The sequence below is a fragment of the Neobacillus paridis genome (assembly GCF_016765675.1).
GTDB classification, from domain to species: domain Bacteria; phylum Bacillota; class Bacilli; order Bacillales; family Cytobacillaceae; genus Neobacillus; species Neobacillus paridis.
Genome location: NZ_JAESWB010000025.1, coordinates 251104 through 269906, shown reverse-complemented (window position 1 = coordinate 269906; position 18803 = coordinate 251104). Strand labels below are relative to the sequence as shown.

The following is an 18803-nucleotide window of genomic DNA, read 5'->3' as shown; positions in this document are numbered from 1 at the left end:
AACATCCTTACTTTAACGAAATCTCCCCAGAACATAAAAAATTAGGGATAAAACAATACTTAATAAAATGCAGGTGACGACCGGAAAATAAAAGGTGGTATTTCCTTTTTTAATGATAATATCACCAGGAAGCTTTCCCAAATGTAAAAACGGCATTAAAAAGCCAATCAAAAAGATAATCGCTCCAATTATCATTAATGTTTTTGATAATCCTGTCAAGGTGCCGGCACCTCCATACCAAAGTGGTGATAAACGGCAGCCGTGACGACTCTGCCGCGTGGTGTCCGCTGCAGAAACCCAATTTGCAGTAAATAAGGTTCATACACATCTTCAATCGTCTCTGGCTCTTCTCCAATGGTTGCGGCAATCGTATCAAGACCGACGGGGCCGCCGCGAAATTTATCAATGATCCCTTTTAACAGTTTATGATCGATATGGTCAAGGCCAAGTCGGTCTACCTGCAACAGTTCAAGTGCTTGTTTCGCAAGCGGGAGGGTGATTCCGCCATCCCCTTTTACTTGGGCAAAATCCCGGACCCGTTTCAGCAGACGGTTGGCAATCCTTGGCGTTCCTCGCGCTCTTCTGGCTATTTCCGCTGCTGATTGAAAGTCAATTTCAGTTAAGAATAGTTCAGCAGTGCGCAAAACGATATTTGTCAGCTGTTCCACATTATAATACTCGAGGCGACACAAAACTCCAAATCGGTCGCGTAATGGCGCCGATAACGAACCGGCTCTTGTCGTTGCGCCTACAAGGGTAAACGGCGGCAGATCAAGGCGAATGGATCGGGCGCTCGGCCCTTTGCCGATAATAATATCGAGACAAAAGTCCTCCATCGCCGGGTAAAGGACTTCTTCAATCGATCGCGGCAGCCGATGAATTTCATCGATAAACAACACATCTCCGGGCTCTAGTGCCGTAAGAATGGCTGCTAAATCTCCCGGTCTTTCAATCGCTGGTCCGGAAGTAGTCCTAATATTTACCCCCATTTCATTGGCAATAATCATCGCGAGAGTCGTCTTTCCCAATCCTGGCGGTCCGTAAAGCAGAACATGGTCAAGGGTTTCTTCCCGTTGCTTTGCCGCCTCAATAAAGATATCCAAGTTTTTCCTCACTTGATCCTGTCCGATATATTGCTGTAAGTTTCTAGGCCGTAAGCTTTGTTCGAAACTGACTTCACTTTCGTTAACTTCGCTGGAAATGATCCGCTCTTCCATTCAGCATCACCTATTTTAAAAGCCGCTGCAGGGCTGTTTTAATATATTGATCGGTGGTTAATTGTTCCTTCGATAATTCCGGGGAAATCTTCTTGATTTCTTTTTCAGAATAGCCAAGCGCCTTTAAGGCCAGAACGGCCTCTTCAAAGGCTGTATTCGTTTCTTCCTTATGTAATGGAAGGCTATCGGCATTAAACAAATTCGGAAAAAAGTCAGGAACAATATCCTGCAATTTCCCCTTCAAATCGAGAATCATTTGCCGGGCCGTTTTTTTGCCGACACCGGGGAATTTTACCAGGAATTTTTCGTCTTCCTTTTCAATCGCATTGACTACCTGGCCGACATCTCCGGAGGCAAGGATCGCAAGGGCTCCTTTTGGTCCGATCCCCGAAACGTTTAATAACTTTGTAAACAACATTTTTTCTTCTCTTGTTTCGAAACCATATAAGGCCATTATATCCTCACGAACATAATGATACGTATAAACTATTACCATTGTTTCCATTTTACCGGCATAAATAAACGGATTAGGCGTTGATATTTGGAACCCGATTCCGTTATTTTCAATCACGATATATTCAGGTCCGACGAAACGAACAGTACCTTTGATAAATTCAAACAATCCAATTCTCTCCCCAAGTCTATTAACACTTAACAGCGTAAAATCAGCGCTATATTTCATTCTATCATATTTTCAAAAAAAATCAGGCCGATTAGATCCATCGGTCTGATTTTATGTAGTGCCTATTGTTTTGTTACGGAATAATGCTTAAAGGTCTCCAATACCTTTACATAATGGTCTTTTGTTTTAATCGGAATTCCCTGTAATAATTCTTCTTGTTTATGACTCTCAAGCTTTTTCATATCTATTTGAAAAAATGATTGGATAATTTTGGAGCGCCCGGGTCTTCCATTGAAAATGGTTAATACCCCATCTTCGGTGATCCCAAAATAACCATTCGCTTTTAATAGAGGTGAAATATCATCTATTTGCTTCGTAAATACGATTCTGGAAGCACTCCTGTCTTTAACCTGCCAGGCATCATATTTTGCCCAAAAGTTTTCCCTTGACCAGTATGTTTCCTCAATAACTTCTTGGCTCACTTCTCCATCTAAATAGACACGTTCCAGAATAACTGTTACGTGCTGAGGTCCCGCCGCTTGCCGGGGTTTTCCGTCTGTGGCGGAACCAGTCGATGATATCCCCATGTTTAACAAGAGAGTTACAAAGACAGTGAAACAAAAGCGAGCTGGTATTTTCCTTTTGAACCTCATACCCTTCACCTCATTTTGTTCAGATGAAAACAAACTTTTCCTTCCTATTGTCACCTTTTTTTGCCTTTTTATCCAAGCAATATTGCTGCACCTTCCTTGACGAACCAGCCAAAAAGGCAAAGCCGGGATGCTTTGCCTTTTTTCCTGTTTATTTTTGCGGTACCGCCTGCCGTTGTGGAATGTCATTATTGATGTTGCGATCCCGGCCAATGGCCCCCTCATCAGAAATGACCCTAATCGTCTTTCCCTTTACAATCGGGCGGACTGCTTTTTGAATTGCCCTTGTTGTGTCAGCGGCCTTTGATTGATCACGTAAATTCACTGAAATCCAAACCGTATTGCCGTAAGCAACCGAACGAATACTTCTAACATTATCAACATCTTCTACCTTGTTTCTAATTGCATCGGTAACATCCTCTTGATACTCATCGTCAACATATGACCCGGTATTCGCGATATTGCGATTTAAATGGCCATGATAATTGATATCGCTGGTACTAAAGCGATTGTCACGTTGAAAAAAATTACGATCAGTTTCCGCTAAAGGTTTTGTCGGGTTGACCGGATGACCGTTTTCATCCCTCGTTTGCAGCATTTTTCGCTGCTGCTCATGATATAGCTGATCCTCATCCCCCAAAGTGTGGTCCATCCATTCTGTGACAGGACCATCATTATCTCGAAATAAAGGATTACCATTGTCCGGGTGGTTTTCATTGGAATAATATCCTACTGGACGAAGCGGATTATGATTGGTTTCATTGGCACCAGTACGATTGTCATCATTTCCACAGCCCACAACACCCAAAAGCAGAAAAGCAGTGAAAGGAATGGTCCATCGGTTCTTATTCAAGCGAAAAAACCCCCTTACTTGATCCTGAGCATGACCAACATGCTCTTTCTTAGGGTGTAATTTTCAAGGGGATTTCATTCTATTTTAATACCCTGATTCATTCACCATACTTTTCAACCTGCTAATAAATTTTTTCCTTGAATAAAATTGGCCAATAGACAAATCCATAACCTGCTGCAATTTATGAGGGTCTGAATAGGATTGTTCTCTGATCAAGCGATTCCATTCACGAAATATGTCAGTCGGATAGGCTAACGCATATAAAAAACTATTGTCATGAAGGAATTTTCGCATTTGTTTCAGGCTGCCAAGTTTATCGATTGACCAGTCCAGGTAAGGAAGAATTCGGTTGGCATACTGCAAATAATCAAGCACTCGAGGGCCGATACTGATTAAATCAAAATCAATGATATACAGTTTACCATCTTCATTACGCAAAAAATTATGATGGGCAACATCACCATGAAGGATGACAAACGGTTCTTCTTCAAAATATTCTCTGTTTGCTTCCATTCCCTTGACTGACCAATTTGCCCAGGAGACGATTTCAGAGATAAATGGTTCATTCATAAAATACATGAGAAAGGGCAGGTTATTTGAAAAAACCTCTAATCTCTCCGTCCACTTTCCGATTAAATCAGCTTTCGGAAGAAGCCTTCGATACCTAGTTTCAAAGGAGGCTGTGGCATGATGAAATTTCTCTAGCAAGTCCAGTCCATCACGCCGGTTTTTTAGTGTTTGAAAGGTGAATGCTACTTTATTTTGGGGAATGTATTCAATCAGTCCAAAATAACTTCCTTCAAAAAATAGCTGTTCTTTTGCCGGAGACTGCAAAAAGACGTAGGTGTTCATAAATCCTTCTTTTCTCAGTGTCGATGTGAATGCTTCTTGGATTTTAAGTCTTTGATTCGACTGATATCCTTTGACGACATAGAGATGCTGTTCCGTTTTTAATAACAAAACCGATCTTTGCAGCGGGACCATTTCCTTTATTTTTTCCTTCAATTGGGACCGAAAATAAGAGAAGAGACGATTATAATAAGCATCGTCTCCATACCTGCCCTTCGAAGGTTTAACTACTTTCGTCATTGTTTTCGGACATTCCATAAGAACTTGTGTCAACCGGTCCCATCCCATACGGATTCATAAAGGGTGGCTGTGCTGCGTCAAGTGATGCAGTATATGGCGCACTATAAATTGGTGGTGTTGGCGGGACAAAAGTCGCTTGCGCTTCCACCGGTGTTGGAGAACCACAGCCGCAATCGCCTCCACTACCTCCTGGGAAACCTTGAGGGGGCTGCTCTGATGATTGAATTGTTGGCACAGTTTGCCGGGCAGATGCTTCATAACCATACATTCCCTGTGGCGCAGTTCCCATCATTTGTGGATATCCATAGGGTGTCGGACCATACGGTGGCATTCCGCTCATTCCATATGGTGCTCCGGCAGCCGAACCATCGGGCATGGCCGGGGCCATTGAACCGACTTCCATTCCTCCCGGCGCTGGAGCAAAACCAGCTGGCATCTGTTCATATCCCCCTGGATAACCCATTGGCGTCTGCCCGAAACCTCCCTGATATCCAGCAGGAAGCTGTCCGTAATTCATTGGCATTTGACCATACCCTGCCGAGGTTGGCCCATATCCCATCGGTAAGCCGCTATAGGCACCCGGTGTCTGTGGAAATGTTTGCGCCATTCCGCCATACGCTGCCGGATCCATTGCCATCGACTGCATCCCAGGCGCTGGAGAAGCCGGATATGCGCCCTGTGCCATTGTACTACCCGGATTAAACCCTGGATTCATCATCGGCATTTGTGGCATAAAGGCGGACGATTCGTCATCAAAATGCATCGGCATATAATTTGGACCGGCAGCAACCGGATTCGGTGGCATGTTAGGTACTGGATTAGGAAGCACATTGGACGGCCCCGGCATCATTGCCCCCTGAACCATATAGGGCTGCATCGGAATCCCTCCATACGGCGGGCAAAATCCCGGTCCTGGTAAAATCGGTGTAACCGGGACACAATAGTCTTGTACCGGAGGACAAGGGGCTTCCTGTATCGGCAGCGGAGGCGGAGGCATCTCTACTGGTATCTCTTTCTTTGGAACTTCTTTTTTTGGGACCTCTTTAACTTCCGGCAGGATATTAGCTGGTTTCGGCGGCAGCTCCGGTTTTACCGTCATATTCGTCATGTTCGTCATATAATAATTATTAATATCGATTTCTGGGACTATTTGCAGGGGCATTTTTGGGGTATAAGGTGCTTTGGGTGTTTCTTTTATGATCGGCTGTTCTTTAATTGGCACTTCCTTTGTGGGCATTTCCTTAATCGGTACTTCTTTAATCGGCTCTTCCTTGAGAATGGGCTTTTCTTTGGCAAACGGATGCTCAGCAATCGGAACCTCTTTTTTTACTCCCGGGTTACCTGTCCCTTCTTTTTTAATATTTCCGCCTGTAGTCGGAACCTTTATTTTCATTCCGGGCATAATCATATCAGGGTTGCTGAGCTGTGAATTCATCTTTTTCAGCTCTTCAAAATTCACGCCGTACTTCTTGGCGATCTTCCAAAGAGTATCCCCTTTCTGTACGATATGGATCTTCACTCTGATTTCCCTCCTATGGCATAAGTCCATATAGTGTATGTGAGAATGGGCAAAATGCTATTATTCTTCACAAAAACTTATGCATTTATTTTAAAAAATATGTTTATCCAAGCTGGAACGGTAATCCGGTACTCGACTTTTCATTTTAAAAAGCGGTGTGGTACTATTGAAGCATGTAAACGGGTAAGGAGCGTTTTATGATGGAACAAAAAAAGATACTTGGGGACGAACGAAGAAAGTTTATTCTACAATTATTAAGGGAAAGCAGTCATCCTATTACAGGGAGTGAATTGGCTGAGAAGACAAATGTTAGCAGACAAGTGATTGTGGGTGACATTACTTTGCTCAAAGCAAAAGGGGAGCCGATTATCGCCACTAGCCAAGGATACATGTTTTTACAACAACCGGCGGGGAATATTATCTACCAACGGATCATTGCCTGCCGTCATACACCAGCTGAAACAGAAAAAGAACTAAATATGATTGTTGACCATGGAGTAACCGTAAAAGATGTCAAAATTGAACATGCAGTTTATGGAGATTTAACCGCCTCGATTATGGTATCTAACAGAGAGGAAGTTAAGCAGTTTATGAATAAGCTGGAAACGACTAAAGCACCGCTCCTCTCAGAATTAACCGGCGGAATTCATTTACATACATTAACGGCCGCAAGGGAAACGGATTTAGATCGAGCGGAAACGGCCCTTAAAAAAGAGGGAATTTTGTTGGAATAAAAAGGACCCCACGGGGTCCTTTTAGTGTAAATCGACCATAATCGCCGGGTAGCTTCCGAGCAGCTTGACACAGCAGCCTAATGCCTCCATTTCAGCAATCGCCCCGGGAATCAGTACTTCATCCAGCTTCATTTCCAAATCAATAATGAAAAAGTAATTGCCAATCCCTGTTTTCATCGGTCTAGATTCAATTTTTGAGAGATTTATTTTCCGCCAGGCAAATGCTGACAAAACCTGGTGCAGGGAACCGGCTTGGTCTGAAGGCAAAGTCACCATTAGCGTTGTCTTATAATGTGTGGACCCGCTGACCACTTGAAAATCAATATTTTTTTCTGCCAACACAATAAACCGGGTGTGATTATAGTCAAAATCATGAATATTTCTTTGGACAATCGTCAGTCCATATTCTTTTGCTGCCAATTCATTGGCAATCGCCGCCGCATTTACTTCTGGTGTTTCCATAATCATTTTAGCTGCAGCAGCTGTTGATGACACACTTTCAAACGGTACCCCCGTTAATTGATGATGTAAAAATTTATGACACTGAGCAATCGCATGGGAGTGACTGTAAACTTTTTCAACATTCTGCCATTTGTCTGCATTCGCCGGATGAACCATTAAATGCTGCTTGATTGGAATTGTAATTTCTCCAATAATCGGGAGTTTTGCAACCTGTGTTAAATAATCAAGCGTAATATTAACAGAACCCTCTAACGCATTTTCCAGCGGCACCACAGCAAGTTCAACTTCATGCCTTGAAACAGCATCCATACATTCCGGGATCGTCTGATACGGCTTATGTTCAAACCCTTCAAATACCTTTTTCACTGCTAATTCACTAAATGTTGCTTTTGGACCTAAATATCCTACCTTCACTTCTCCCTTACTCCCCTTCTAATAAAGCCAGGAACGACGCTAAGCACCCGTTCCCAATACCTCTACCTTCTCGACAAATTCCAGCTTTCTTAACTCCGAAAGCAGCATTTCAATCTCAAACTCCATTTCTGACGTATTTAACGACAGCGTTACATTGGCCCGTCCTTGAAGCGGAATCGTTTGGTGAATGGTCAGGACATTGCAGCCAAACCTTGCGACCGTACTTAGCAGCTTGGATAATGTGCCTGAACGATCCTCGATATGAAAAAACAAGGACACTAATCGTTCTTTCTGAATCGCCGAAAACGGAAAAACAGTATCTCGATATTTATAAAAAGCACTTCTGCTTAAATCCACCTTTTGAGCAGCATCCCAAATCGATTCTGCCTTACCGCGTTCAAGCATCTCTTTGGCATCAATCGTTTTTTTCATTGCTTCCGGCAGGACGTCTTCCCGAACCAAATAGAATTTTTTTTCAAAGTTATCCATACTCATCTCTACCTTTTTGGAAACTTTACTCGATAAATTCAAATTCAAAATCTAATAACCTAACAATATCCCCGTCTTTGGCTCCCCTTTGTCTAAGTGCATCATCCACTCCCATGCTGCGCATCTGTCTGGAGAAACGGCGGACAGATTCATCATGGGTAAAATCAGTCATCTTAAACAGCTTTTCCAGTTTTTCGCCGGAAAGCACAAAGCTTCCATCTGATTCTCTTGTAATGACGAAAGGCTGCGGCTCTGCTTCGTGTTTATAGACAACACGATTAACCATTGTTTCCTCTTCATGATCCAGCGGGAATTCCGGCGTCTCTGCCAATTTATCAGCAATCGCAAACAACAGCTCCCGTAATCCTTTTCGGGTAATGGCCGAAATCGGGAAAATTGGATAATCTTCCTGAAGCTGCTCTTTAAATTTTTTCAAGTGCTCAAGAGCATCAGGCATGTCCATTTTATTGGCAACAATGATTTGCGGCCGTTCTGTCAGCCTCAGGTTATACTCGTTTAATTCACGATTGATCGTTAAGTAATCTTCATATGGATCACGGCCTTCTGTGGCCGCCATATCAATCACATGGACGATCACTCTTGTCCGTTCAATATGACGCAGAAACTGGTGTCCCAAGCCAACCCCTGCATGTGCTCCTTCAATCAACCCCGGAAGGTCAGCCATCACAAAACTGCGGCCATCCTCGGTTTCCACCATTCCAAGGTTGGGAACAATGGTTGTAAAATGGTACTCGGCAATTTTCGGCTTAGCCGAAGAGACGACCGATAATAATGTTGACTTCCCGACACTTGGAAAACCAACAAGGCCAACATCAGCGAGTAATTTTAACTCCAAGATGACCTCGAGCTCCTCGCCAGGCTCACCATTTTCAGCAATTTCCGGTGCCGGATTAGCTGGTGTCGCAAATCTCGTATTTCCGCGGCCGCCGCGGCCGCCCTTAGCAATCACCGCCTGTTGGCCATGCTCAACTAAGTCGGCAATAACCTGTTTCGTTTCCGCTTCCATCACTACCGTTCCAGGCGGGACTTTAACAATTAGATTTTTGGCGTTTCTGCCATGCTGATTCTTGGACATGCCATGCTCGCCGCGTGGTGCTTTAAAATGGCGCTGATAACGAAAGTCCATTAACGTCCGCAGGCCTTCGTCGACTTTAAAGATAACATCAGCCCCCTTACCGCCATCACCACCGGCCGGACCGCCTTTAGGAACATATTTTTCACGGCGGAAAGCGACCATTCCATTGCCGCCATCGCCGCCTTTTACATAAATTTTTACCTGATCGACAAACATTGTAAAATCCTCCCGTCGGTCGCAAGTTTCTACAGGCTCATAAAGCCGGCATAAAAACCTCCAATTCGAGTTCGCTTTCAGAAAATTCCTTGATCCTCGCATTAAGTGTTGATCTTTGCTCAGTAAGGAATGTTTCAATTCGTTCACTGTACATTATTATCCCGCTAAAATCAAAAAAGAAACGAAGTCCGTTTGATCGCGGTTCAATTGTAATAAGTAATCGATTATCTTGAAATACATCAATCGCGTTATGTAGGCATGAAAAAAATCGACTTGTCCAATTTGTTAAAAGGTTATCATCTACTCTTACTGCTCCCTTTTCAATTAATACCTCATATTCGAGCTTAAATGAAGGGTTCTCCCAGTTCGTTTTTAACAGCAGTGAAACAAATCCGGGCATTGGCAGGTTGGAGAGTTTTGTCTCATTTTGTGCCTCAATGATAATTTCGTCAATCACCGTTTTCGCCCTGTCAATTCGGTTTAATTCAATGTTCCCCTTGATCAACTGCAGTCTATTCATCCAGTCATGACGGGAATGACGCAGGACCTCAATTATATCCCATTGCTTCTCCATACTTTCGCTCCCAATTGGTTTGTCCGAAAAACTGTTTGTTGTTAGTATATCAAAAAAACAACCATGAGTAAGCAATTTTCTATGTTTTCTATATGTGCGAGGAGAATCCCTTGATCGATATGTATTTTTTTTACGAATTATCTATTAAAAAAAAGAAAACCCTAACTAGTGTGTTAGAGTTTTCCATCACCATTAAGCTTCTTGAGCTACTGGATATACGCTTACTTTTTTGCGGTCACGACCAAAGCGTTCGAATTTTACAACGCCGTCAACTTTTGCAAATAAAGTATCGTCTCCACCGCGGCCAACATTTTCACCTGGGTAAATCTTTGTACCGCGTTGACGGTAAAGGATAGAACCGCCAGTTACGAATTGACCGTCTGCACGCTTAGCACCAAGGCGCTTTGCGATCGAGTCACGTCCGTTCTTTGTAGAACCTACCCCTTTTTTAGATGCAAACAACTGAAGATCTAATTTTAATAGCATGTTATTCCACCTCCTGTTTTTTGAAGGTAATATTTATGTGTTTCCCGTAATCAATTTCAATCGTTCGGAGTGCAACAATCATGCCTTCAAGGAGAAGCTGCACTTTTTCGCTTGTATCCTCCGGAAGTGGATCCGGAATCACACAGCGAAGTAAGCCGGAATCATGATCAATTTCAGGAGTAACACCTGTCAGTTCGTGCACCGCATTAATAGCACCGACTGATACTGCGGATACTCCGGCACAGACAATATCCTTGCCGCGCTTGTCAAATAGAGCATGTCCGCTTATTTCAAACGAATGAATCTTATCGGATTTCGTACGATTAATCACTACTTGAATCATCTAGGGTTCCAACACCTTACGCGTTGATTTTTTCGATGACTACTTTAGTGTAAGGTTGACGATGACCTTGTTTCTTGTGGTAGTTTTTCTTTGCTTTGTACTTGAAAACAATGATTTTCTTCGCACGACCTTGTTTTTCAACCTTCGCTGTAACCGTTGCGCCTTCAACAACAGGGCTGCCAACCTTTACATTTTCACCGCCAACGAAAAGAACCTTGTCAAAAGTAACCGTTTCGCCAGCTTCTGCATTTAATTTTTCAATGTAGATCGCTTGGCCTTCTTCCACTTTCAATTGCTTACCGCCAGTTTCGATAATTGCGTACATAACTGCACCTCCTCTTAAACTCAGACTCGCCATCTGCAGGTGTTTTGCAACTCAAAAGCAAAATCTTGTAACCTGATATGTGCGGTTGTAGCACGGGTGCTACAAACAACATTACAATCCTAACACAATTGGAACCTATGTGTCAATATAAAGTGAAACTTCATCATATGAGCGGTTTCTCCACTATGTGAATGAATCGGACTGTTACCGGCAGTTATCTTACTGACCGTTAAAGTGGGGAGAGTCGCAGGCTTTTTCGGAAATCTCCTGTTCATCACCAAACTGTGTTAAAGCAAAATTATGTTCAATCGATGGAGTGATGGAAAAGTAAATTTTATAATGAAGCATTTCTTCTAATAATTCCTTATAGGATCCATCCGAACCTATAAGAGCCTGTTTTACTTCCGGTGTGGTTTCCACCAGCACGGCCTCATATTCCGTATTGCGGTGCTCTAACAGTTCCCGCTCAAGCCGAAAAGCAACTGTTTCCGCGCTTAAGATTTTTCCAGTTCCATGACAGACAGGGCATCTGACCTGCATCGCCTCGGAAATCGCCACCTTTGTTCTTTTCCGCGTCAGCTGTAGGATGCCTAAGGGGGTGAAACCGACAACTTTTGTTCTTTTCTGATCCTTTGCTAGCTCTGACTCGACTATCTGCCGAATCTTTTCCCTGTCCGATTCCCGCTTCATATCGATAAAGTCAATTAACACAATGCCGCCAATATCACGGAGGATTAGTTGGCGGACTATTTCTTTTGCTGCCAGCTGATTGGTTTTAAATACGGTATCCTGGTAATCGGTTCTTCCGGAAAACTTGCCGGTATTCACATCGATGATCGTTAATGCCTCGGTTTCATCGAAAATCAAGTAAGCACCGTTATCCAGCCAGATCACTCGTTTTAGTGCCTTAGCAATTTCCGGTTCCACCCGAAATGCTGAAAAGATGTTTTCTTTTCCATTATAATAAGTTACTTTAACTTCACCTTTGGCTTCAAGCTTCTTTTTAAGCGCTAAATCATCAACAATGACTTCACCAGCAGTCATTGTCGCAGTCTCCGCTTTTAACAGGTCATAAAAAAAGTCCTTCTGAAAAATCAAACCCGGCTTTTTCATGTTGGCGATGTGCCGTTCAAGCTCATCGTATCGCTGCCTTAACTGCTTGAGTTCATCCTGAATCTCCTGTTCCGCGGCGACCTCACTTGAGGTTCGAAAAATCAACCCTTCCTCTTCCTTCTTGAGTTGATTGCCCAACTGTTTAAGCTGAGCCTTTTTTCTGTCATCGAGGATTTTTTTGGAAACAGCCAGATAATGACCCTTTGGCATATAGATCAGATGCGCCCCCAAAATTTCAATAATGCCAGTTACCTTTGGACCTTTCGTGCCTGTGGCGTCCTTGTCCACCTGAACGAGCAGCTTTTCCCCTTCGTGGACAAAAGAGGTGATACTGTTTTGTTTTTCCTGCGACGCCACATAAGAAGGAAGCGCGTTACGATGCAAGTAAGCTTTTTTTTCAGTGCCGATATCGATAAAGGCCGCATTCATCCCCGGCAAGACTTTTGTTACCGTTCCAAAATAAATATTACCGACCAGAGAACGATGTTCCGGCCGGTCAAAAACAAGCTTTTCCACTTGATGATCTCTTATGAAAGCATACCTTTTCTCACGTGAAGTGGTATTTACAATTAACCTTTCCAAACCTAACGTCCTCACTTTTTCTTCAATTGGTATCATTATACTTTTTTTAGTATAAAAAGAGAAGATCGCTGATTTTATCCGTTAATCGTTTTTCCGTAAAGTAAGCATGGAGCAGCTCGTTTTCATCCAAGGTACCCTTCTGCTGCCCGTCCGCTTCCACTACTATTGGATGCTTACAGCCGCGTTGGAATCTCTCTAACACTTGAATTAATAAATCCTCTTCATTTGCCAGGATCGGTACTAATTCATCCGGATTTGATTTATTTCCATAATACCGTTCTAATAAAAACCGCATGAAAATAAAGCGCCGTTGTTTCCATTCGTAATAGATAGAGAAAAACAGGTAACCGATGACAACCCAAACATTGATATGGGCCGGGGCGGCAAGGATGACGCAGATTGAAAAAATGGTTAGGCTAAATAGTGAAATAACCAAGGTGATACGATGGGCGCGGGTAAAAGAATTTTTTAATGAGAGCAATAAAAATACCAGCTTACCACCATCAAGCGGCCAAACCGGAAATAAATTAAATACAAGAATCATCAAATTGTATTGAATGAATAATTGATATAGATCTTCAGACAGGAAGTTGAATGTTACCAGAACAGATGCAGCTGCAATAATCCAGACGTGCTGCAGCGGACCTGCGAGCACTACAATCGCCTCTTCCTTTAGCGGGCGATTCCCATGCTCATCCATTTCAGCCACGCCGCCAAATGGCAGCAGAATGATTTTTTTTATTCTCCAGGAAAAAAAAGAAGCTGCAGCTGCATGCCCGATTTCATGAATAAAAATAATGCCGATCAATAAACAAACTTCCCAGAAATGCGCAGTTATAATTGACAGGGCGATAATTAACCATAGCAGCGGGTGAATGTGGACAAGCCTGAATAAGTTGAACAGTCTATTCAAAGCGAATCACCTTAACTGGATCGATAAAAGTATCACCCTTTTTTACGGCAAAATAGTATTGCCCTTTTGATTTATCTTCACCAGAAGAGGCCGATACCGTCCCAACAACGGTGCGCTTTTCGATCGTATCATAGAGATTTACCTTAATGCTGTCCAAATTGCCATACCAGGTTTCCGTGCCATCATAATGTTCTATTATCACCGTCTTTCCTAAACCTTCTTTTACACCGGCAAAATGTACAAAGCCATCATTAATTGTTTGTACCGGAGCATCCTTTCCAGTTTCAATCATAATTCCCTGGCCATTCTTTTCGAAATTTTCAAGCAGCCTGCCGGAAACGGCAACAGCACCTCTTTGAATCTCCTCCTTTCGGCCGCCATTTTCTTTTTCTGTAAAAGGCAGCAATGCCAGGGGCTTGCCAAACTTATCCTGATACCATTTGGAGACGACAGCAAACTTGAACTCCGTGTCCATTGTTTTGCCAATAAAGTTCTTTGCCGGCTCGAAGGCAGGAACTTGACTGCGAAATATGATTGCCACTACTAAGAAAAGGAGAACCGAGGCCAAGATCTTGAAGAAGAACACCTCTTTTTTAAATAGCGGATGCCCCTCATCTCTGGATGGTGAAATATAATTATAACCATAACTTTCTTCATCACCGGGCCATAGTAATTGCTGCTCGCTGCTATGTTTCCCAGAAGTTCCTTTTCCCTTTTTTCGTTTGGCTATTCGCCGCCGTATTTCATCAGCTGAAGACCGCGCCATACCCATCAATCCCTTTTTTAACATTTGTACAAGTCTATGAAGGAGATTCACAGAGTATGACTTTCTTTCCTTTACCCATATTTTTTGTATTGAAATAAAAAATGCCTGTCCACATATTTTGCAGACAGGACCATTTACTATGAACGAACACCAAAAAACTTTTTAATTTTTGAAAAGACACCTTTATTAGAATCTTCAAGAGGCTGAAGCGGGATGGATTCACCGAGAATCCTTCGGGCAATATTCCGGTAAGCAATCGAGGCCTTACTGTTTGGATTTAGGGCAATCGGTTCACCATGGTTTGAGGCTCTGATGACCTCATCATCATCAGCAACAATTCCGATTAAGCCAATAGATAAATGCTCCGTAATCTCATCCAGATCAAGCATATCTCCAGTTTTCATCATATGATTTCGGATCCGGTTGACGATTAATTTTGGGGCCTCCAACTGCCTTTCTTTTTCGAGTAGACCAATTATTCTATCAGCATCACGAACAGCTGAAACCTCAGGGGTTGTCACAACGATCGCTTTATCAGCGCCGGCAACCGCATTCTTATAACCTTGTTCAATGCCAGCTGGACAGTCGATAATGACGTAATCGTAATCTTGTTTTAATTCCTCAACCAGCTTCTTCATCTGTTCCGGCCTAACGGCTGATTTGTCAACGGTTTGGGCTGCCGGCAATAAATATAATAAACCATCAAATCGTTTGTCCTTGACCAAAGCTTGATGGATTTTGCAGCGTCCGTCAACCACATCAACAAGATCATAGATGATTCTGTTTTCAAGTCCCATTACGACATCCAAGTTTCGAAGGCCGATGTCTGTATCAACCAGGCAAACTTTTTTACCTTGAAGGGCGAGTGCTGTACCAATGTTAGCGGTTGTAGTCGTTTTACCGACGCCGCCCTTACCGGATGTAATTACGATTGCTTCTCCCACTTTAATGTCCCCCTTCTAATCTCGTTAAATTTGGTCTTAACTGAATTAAAGTTTGTAATCTATCAATTTTGATTTGATGGTTTTCATCCATATACGCACATTCCATTTCCCGCTTTTCAGTCGCCGGAATGAGGTCTGATACAAGGTTAAGAGAATTGTTAATTCTCAGCTGAGTTGGTTTCATAATCGATGCGGCAATTACTGCCTGATCATTTCCATAACAGCCTGCATGGGCGATTCCTTTTAATGCTCCCATAATAAAAATATTTCCACCAGCAATCACAGTACCGCCAGGATTCACATCACCAATCAGCAATAAATCCCCGGGAACCTGCAAAATCTGTCCGGAACGGATAATTTTTGTAACGGTCATTACTTCGTTTTCTGCCCTTAACTGATCGGCTTCGTCCTTTGTAATAACATTTGATACTATATCATCAACTACAAGATTCTTTTTTTTTCGGATTAATTCTTTCAATTCTTCCCGTTGCTCATCCGTTAAATAGCGGTTGCCGACCTCCAGTTTTACGGAGATTGAGTGGTGCTCATCCTGTGTCCCGGTGTTTGCTGAAAGCTTTTGATCTAATTCCAGCTTAAGCTCATCATAGGAACAGCTATCAGCAAAACGGAGAACAAGACCGTCCTTTGTACCTTTTATTGTAACATTTTGCCGTTTTTTCATGGAGAAAAATTCACCTCATAATTAAGAAAGCAATTTCAACACACAGGTTCATAGCACTCTGACCAAGAAGGATAAAAGATGATCTTAATTGAAATTCGACACAAACTGGTTATTTTCCTTTTTTTATCGTGGATTATTCGTCTCTGCCTAAGATTGCGTACTTTTCCATAAACCGTTTCAATGGATAAATAAAGATCAGTAAAAACACGGCGTTAAGCATTAACGTTGGATAGAGTCGCAAATTTAGAAAGCTTAAGATATCAAGATTGGTTACATGAATTAATAAATCCATGGCAAAGACGCCAAACTCCAGTAAGCCGACTCCGATCAACGTAACAAGAAAGGCAACGATAAGATTTGCCTGCAGGACATGCATTATTTTCGAAATTAGATAGGTAACGAAAGGAAAGAGAAACAAATAAATGCCGATGATTTCAATATAGACAATATCAAACACCAGTCCTAGAATGGCGGCATAAATCATTCCTGGTTTCCTGCCAATAAATATGGTCAATAAAAGCACCGCACAGAATAAAAAACGGGGAACAAAAATCCGATTATGCCCCAAAAAGTTCCCGGGTAAAAATTGAATAAATAGACTTTCAAAAATGAACAGGAACAAAAATAAAAGGGGAAGAAGGAATTTCTTCACAATTCCTCCTCCTTCCCGGATGACATATCTTTTTTAGCTGGCTGTGTCATCGAGCGTTTAATAATGATGACATTTTGAATATCATAAAAATCAGCTCCGGGTTTGACTAACGCCGTTTGGTTGAGTCCATATTGGTCAGTTTTTACATCGACAACCTTCCCAATCAAAAGCCCTTCTGGAAAAACACCGCCCAAACCGGAGGTCGTTACCGTTTGTCCTTTTTCAACCTTGGCCCCGGAGGGAATGCTTTTCACTAGAAGCAATTTCTCTTTGTCATCAAATCCTTGGACAAAGCCATATACATCGGACTTTTTCCCTTGGATGACAGCAGATATACGGTTTTTCGGATCCATTGCACTTAACAGCTGTACCGTTGAGCTGAATTGGCTTACACTTTTCACTTTGCCAATTAACCCATTGGCGGTAATCACAGCCATATTTTTCTTAATTCCTTTTAGATTCCCTTTGTCAATAATAATCATTTCATGCCAACGATCAGGATTCCTGCCAATAACAGTGGCTGGTTGTGTTTGATAATCTCGCAAAGACTTCTTTTCACCAAGAATTTCACGCAGTTCATTATTGTCTTTTTGCAGCGCTTGTACTTCCGCTTCAAGGCTGGCCATTTTTTCAACTCGTGATTTTAATTCTTTATTCTCTTCATATGTATTTTGCAAATCCTGGAGATTTTCAAAAAAGCCCGCAATATAGCCAGCAGGCTTTGAAACCAGGGATTGAACCCAACCGGTTGTGTCCTTCACAAATTGCTCCGGCCAGGTAAGCTTGTCTCTCTCCCTTAAAGAAAACCCAATCAATGCCACGAGAACAATAATGCTGACTAACAAAATGATCAGACGTTTATTCAAAAAGAACTGTGGCATTTTGATACACCTCTATTTTTCTAATGGATAGGTTCGCAATTCTTTTTTTCATTTACGATTATCGAATTAACGAGATTCCTTGGCTTTATTTTTAAACAGTTGAATATTATCCAATGCTTTGCCTGTGCCGATGGCAACGCAGTCGAGCGGATTTTCGGCAATCAATACAGGCATTTTGGTTTCTTCGCTGATGACCCGGTCCAAATTCCGCAGCAGTGCACCGCCGCCAGTCAAAACGATACCACGATCCATAATATCGGCGGCAAGTTCAGGCGGTGTCTTTTCTAATGTATTTTTCACGGCCTCTACGATCGAATAGACAGTATCTTTCAACGCAGCTGAAATTTCTTTCGGGGTTATTTCAATCGTTTTTGGCAGACCGGTTAACAAATCACGGCCGCGAATTTCCATATTATCCATACCTTCAGGTTCTCCTGCAGAACCGATATCCATCTTAATTGTTTCTGCCGTCCTGTCACCAATTAACAAATTATAGTTTTTCCTTATATAAGAAATGATCGCTTCATCCATTTCATCCCCCGCTACGCGAATGGATTGACTTGTTACAATTCCCCCTAAGGAAATGATCGCAACTTCAGTGGTCCCGCCGCCAATATCAACGACCATACTTCCGGTCGGTTCCCAAACAGGCAGATTGGCACCTATTGCCGCGGCAAACGGTTCCTCAATGGTATAGGCATCCTTTGCCCCTGCTTGCCTTGTCGCATCAATAACCGCCCTTTCCTCAACTGCGGTAATTCCCGATGGAACACAAACCATGATATAGGGCTTTCCTGAAAAAGGGCCTTTACTCTTCAATGCATTGCGGATCAGGTGCTTCATCATCGCCGCCGTTGTATCAAAATCAGCAATAACTCCATCCTTCATTGGTCTTAAGGCGACTACGTTTCCCGGGGTTCGGCCAATCATATTTTTCGCGTCATTTCCGACAGCAATAATACTTTTAGTATCCGTTTGCATGGCCACTACCGATGGCTCCCGCAGCACAATGCCTTTTCCTTTTATATAAACAAGAGTATTTGCAGTTCCTAAGTCAATTCCAAGATCTTTTGTTCCAAATCCAAACATAATATTGTATCTCCCTTTCTAATCCGAATCACAAAATTTAAAATTACAGGCAATGACTTTTATATCATGTCTTAATTGTAATGATTGTAGTA

General features: G+C 42.5%; 23 protein-coding genes and 1 other annotated feature. Of the genes, 1 reads left to right on the top strand and 22 read right to left on the bottom strand.

Annotated features, from left to right (window positions below):
- Window positions 1–12: 12 nt before the first annotated feature.
- The 7 genes from JK635_RS03280 to safA form a co-directional block, all read right to left on the bottom strand.
- The gene (locus JK635_RS03280) at window positions 13–219 is read right to left on the bottom strand and encodes a DUF2905 domain-containing protein (RefSeq protein ID WP_202652344.1); all 207 of its coding nucleotides are present in this window, start codon (window positions 217–219) and stop codon (window positions 13–15) included.
- The gene (gene ruvB / locus JK635_RS03275; protein WP_202652342.1) at window positions 216–1217 is read right to left on the bottom strand and encodes a Holliday junction branch migration DNA helicase RuvB; all 1002 of its coding nucleotides are present in this window, start codon (window positions 1215–1217) and stop codon (window positions 216–218) included. Before ruvB ends, JK635_RS03280 begins: the two co-directional genes overlap by 4 nt.
- 10 nt (window positions 1218–1227) lie before the next feature.
- On the bottom strand, window positions 1228–1839 hold the full coding sequence (gene ruvA / locus JK635_RS03270; protein ID WP_202652340.1) for a Holliday junction branch migration protein RuvA: 612 nt from the start codon (window positions 1837–1839) through the stop codon (window positions 1228–1230).
- A 122-nt stretch (window positions 1840–1961) separates the two neighbouring features.
- Window positions 1962–2492 (bottom strand): BofC C-terminal domain-containing protein, encoded by a 531-nt coding sequence (locus tag JK635_RS03265; RefSeq protein WP_202652338.1) that lies wholly within the window; start codon window positions 2490–2492, stop codon window positions 1962–1964.
- A gap of 148 nt (window positions 2493–2640) precedes the next feature.
- Window positions 2641–3342: a YhcN/YlaJ family sporulation lipoprotein gene (locus tag JK635_RS03260; protein ID WP_202652336.1), complete on the bottom strand. Its 702-nt coding sequence runs from the start codon at window positions 3340–3342 to the stop codon at window positions 2641–2643.
- Window positions 3343–3426: 84 nt separating this feature from the next.
- Window positions 3427–4464 carry a phosphotransferase gene (locus JK635_RS03255; protein ID WP_235887849.1) on the bottom strand — a complete coding sequence of 346 codons (1038 nt, stop codon included), beginning with the start codon at window positions 4462–4464 and terminating at the stop codon, window positions 3427–3429.
- A complete protein-coding gene (gene safA / locus JK635_RS03250) occupies window positions 4415–5950 on the bottom strand; it encodes a SafA/ExsA family spore coat assembly protein (RefSeq protein WP_202652334.1) in 1536 nt (511 codons plus the stop codon). Before safA ends, JK635_RS03255 begins: the two co-directional genes overlap by 50 nt.
- 197 nt (window positions 5951–6147) lie before the next feature.
- Here safA and JK635_RS03245 point away from each other — a divergent pair, with 197 nt between their 5' ends.
- On the top strand, window positions 6148–6684 hold the full coding sequence (locus JK635_RS03245; protein WP_202652332.1) for a transcription repressor NadR: 537 nt from the start codon (window positions 6148–6150) through the stop codon (window positions 6682–6684).
- A gap of 21 nt (window positions 6685–6705) precedes the next feature.
- Here JK635_RS03245 and pheA read toward each other — a convergent pair whose 3' ends face one another.
- The 15 genes from pheA to JK635_RS03170 all read right to left on the bottom strand — a co-directional run bounded on the left by pheA (window position 6706) and on the right by JK635_RS03170 (window position 18711).
- The gene (gene pheA / locus JK635_RS03240) at window positions 6706–7560 is read right to left on the bottom strand and encodes a prephenate dehydratase (RefSeq protein WP_202652330.1); all 855 of its coding nucleotides are present in this window, start codon (window positions 7558–7560) and stop codon (window positions 6706–6708) included.
- Between the two features lie 39 nt (window positions 7561–7599).
- On the bottom strand, window positions 7600–8055 hold the full coding sequence (locus JK635_RS03235) for a transcriptional regulator ThrR (RefSeq protein WP_202652328.1): 456 nt from the start codon (window positions 8053–8055) through the stop codon (window positions 7600–7602).
- A 19-nt stretch (window positions 8056–8074) separates the two neighbouring features.
- A complete protein-coding gene (gene obgE, locus JK635_RS03230; RefSeq protein WP_202652326.1) occupies window positions 8075–9361 on the bottom strand; it encodes a GTPase ObgE in 1287 nt (428 codons plus the stop codon).
- A 37-nt stretch (window positions 9362–9398) separates the two neighbouring features.
- The gene (locus JK635_RS03225) at window positions 9399–9935 is read right to left on the bottom strand and encodes a Spo0B C-terminal domain-containing protein (protein WP_202652324.1); all 537 of its coding nucleotides are present in this window, start codon (window positions 9933–9935) and stop codon (window positions 9399–9401) included.
- A 192-nt stretch (window positions 9936–10127) separates the two neighbouring features.
- On the bottom strand, window positions 10128–10421 hold the full coding sequence (rpmA, locus tag JK635_RS03220; protein ID WP_191269736.1) for a 50S ribosomal protein L27: 294 nt from the start codon (window positions 10419–10421) through the stop codon (window positions 10128–10130).
- A gap of 1 nt (window position 10422) precedes the next feature.
- Window positions 10423–10764 carry a ribosomal-processing cysteine protease Prp gene (locus JK635_RS03215; protein WP_202652322.1) on the bottom strand — a complete coding sequence of 114 codons (342 nt, stop codon included), beginning with the start codon at window positions 10762–10764 and terminating at the stop codon, window positions 10423–10425.
- A 16-nt stretch (window positions 10765–10780) separates the two neighbouring features.
- On the bottom strand, window positions 10781–11089 hold the full coding sequence (gene rplU / locus JK635_RS03210; protein WP_202652321.1) for a 50S ribosomal protein L21: 309 nt from the start codon (window positions 11087–11089) through the stop codon (window positions 10781–10783).
- A gap of 12 nt (window positions 11090–11101) precedes the next feature.
- Window positions 11102–11186: a sequence feature (ribosomal protein L21 leader region), on the bottom strand.
- A gap of 122 nt (window positions 11187–11308) precedes the next feature.
- Entirely contained in the window at window positions 11309–12820 is a 1512-nt protein-coding gene (locus JK635_RS03205; RefSeq protein ID WP_235887847.1) for an Rne/Rng family ribonuclease, read from the bottom strand.
- Window positions 12821–12830: 10 nt separating this feature from the next.
- Window positions 12831–13697, bottom strand: a complete 867-nt coding sequence (locus JK635_RS03200) for a M50 family metallopeptidase (RefSeq protein WP_202652317.1) — start codon at window positions 13695–13697, stop codon at window positions 12831–12833.
- Window positions 13690–14463, bottom strand: coding sequence for a M23 family metallopeptidase (locus JK635_RS03195; protein ID WP_235887846.1), 774 nt, complete (start codon window positions 14461–14463; stop codon window positions 13690–13692). The genes JK635_RS03200 and JK635_RS03195 overlap by 8 nt, the downstream gene beginning before the upstream one ends.
- Before the next feature lie 137 nt (window positions 14464–14600).
- Entirely contained in the window at window positions 14601–15407 is an 807-nt protein-coding gene (gene minD, locus JK635_RS03190; RefSeq protein ID WP_202652315.1) for a septum site-determining protein MinD, read from the bottom strand.
- A 1-nt stretch (window position 15408) separates the two neighbouring features.
- Window positions 15409–16089, bottom strand: coding sequence for a septum site-determining protein MinC (gene minC / locus JK635_RS03185; RefSeq protein ID WP_202652313.1), 681 nt, complete (start codon window positions 16087–16089; stop codon window positions 15409–15411).
- A 133-nt stretch (window positions 16090–16222) separates the two neighbouring features.
- Window positions 16223–16741, bottom strand: a complete 519-nt coding sequence (gene mreD, locus JK635_RS03180) for a rod shape-determining protein MreD (RefSeq protein ID WP_202652311.1) — start codon at window positions 16739–16741, stop codon at window positions 16223–16225.
- Window positions 16738–17622: a rod shape-determining protein MreC gene (mreC, locus tag JK635_RS03175; RefSeq protein WP_202652309.1), complete on the bottom strand. Its 885-nt coding sequence runs from the start codon at window positions 17620–17622 to the stop codon at window positions 16738–16740. The genes mreD and mreC overlap by 4 nt, the downstream gene beginning before the upstream one ends.
- Before the next feature lie 66 nt (window positions 17623–17688).
- Complete coding sequence (locus JK635_RS03170) at window positions 17689–18711, bottom strand: rod shape-determining protein (RefSeq protein WP_202652308.1); 1023 nt, start codon at window positions 18709–18711, stop codon at window positions 17689–17691.
- Window positions 18712–18803 lie beyond the last annotated feature (92 nt).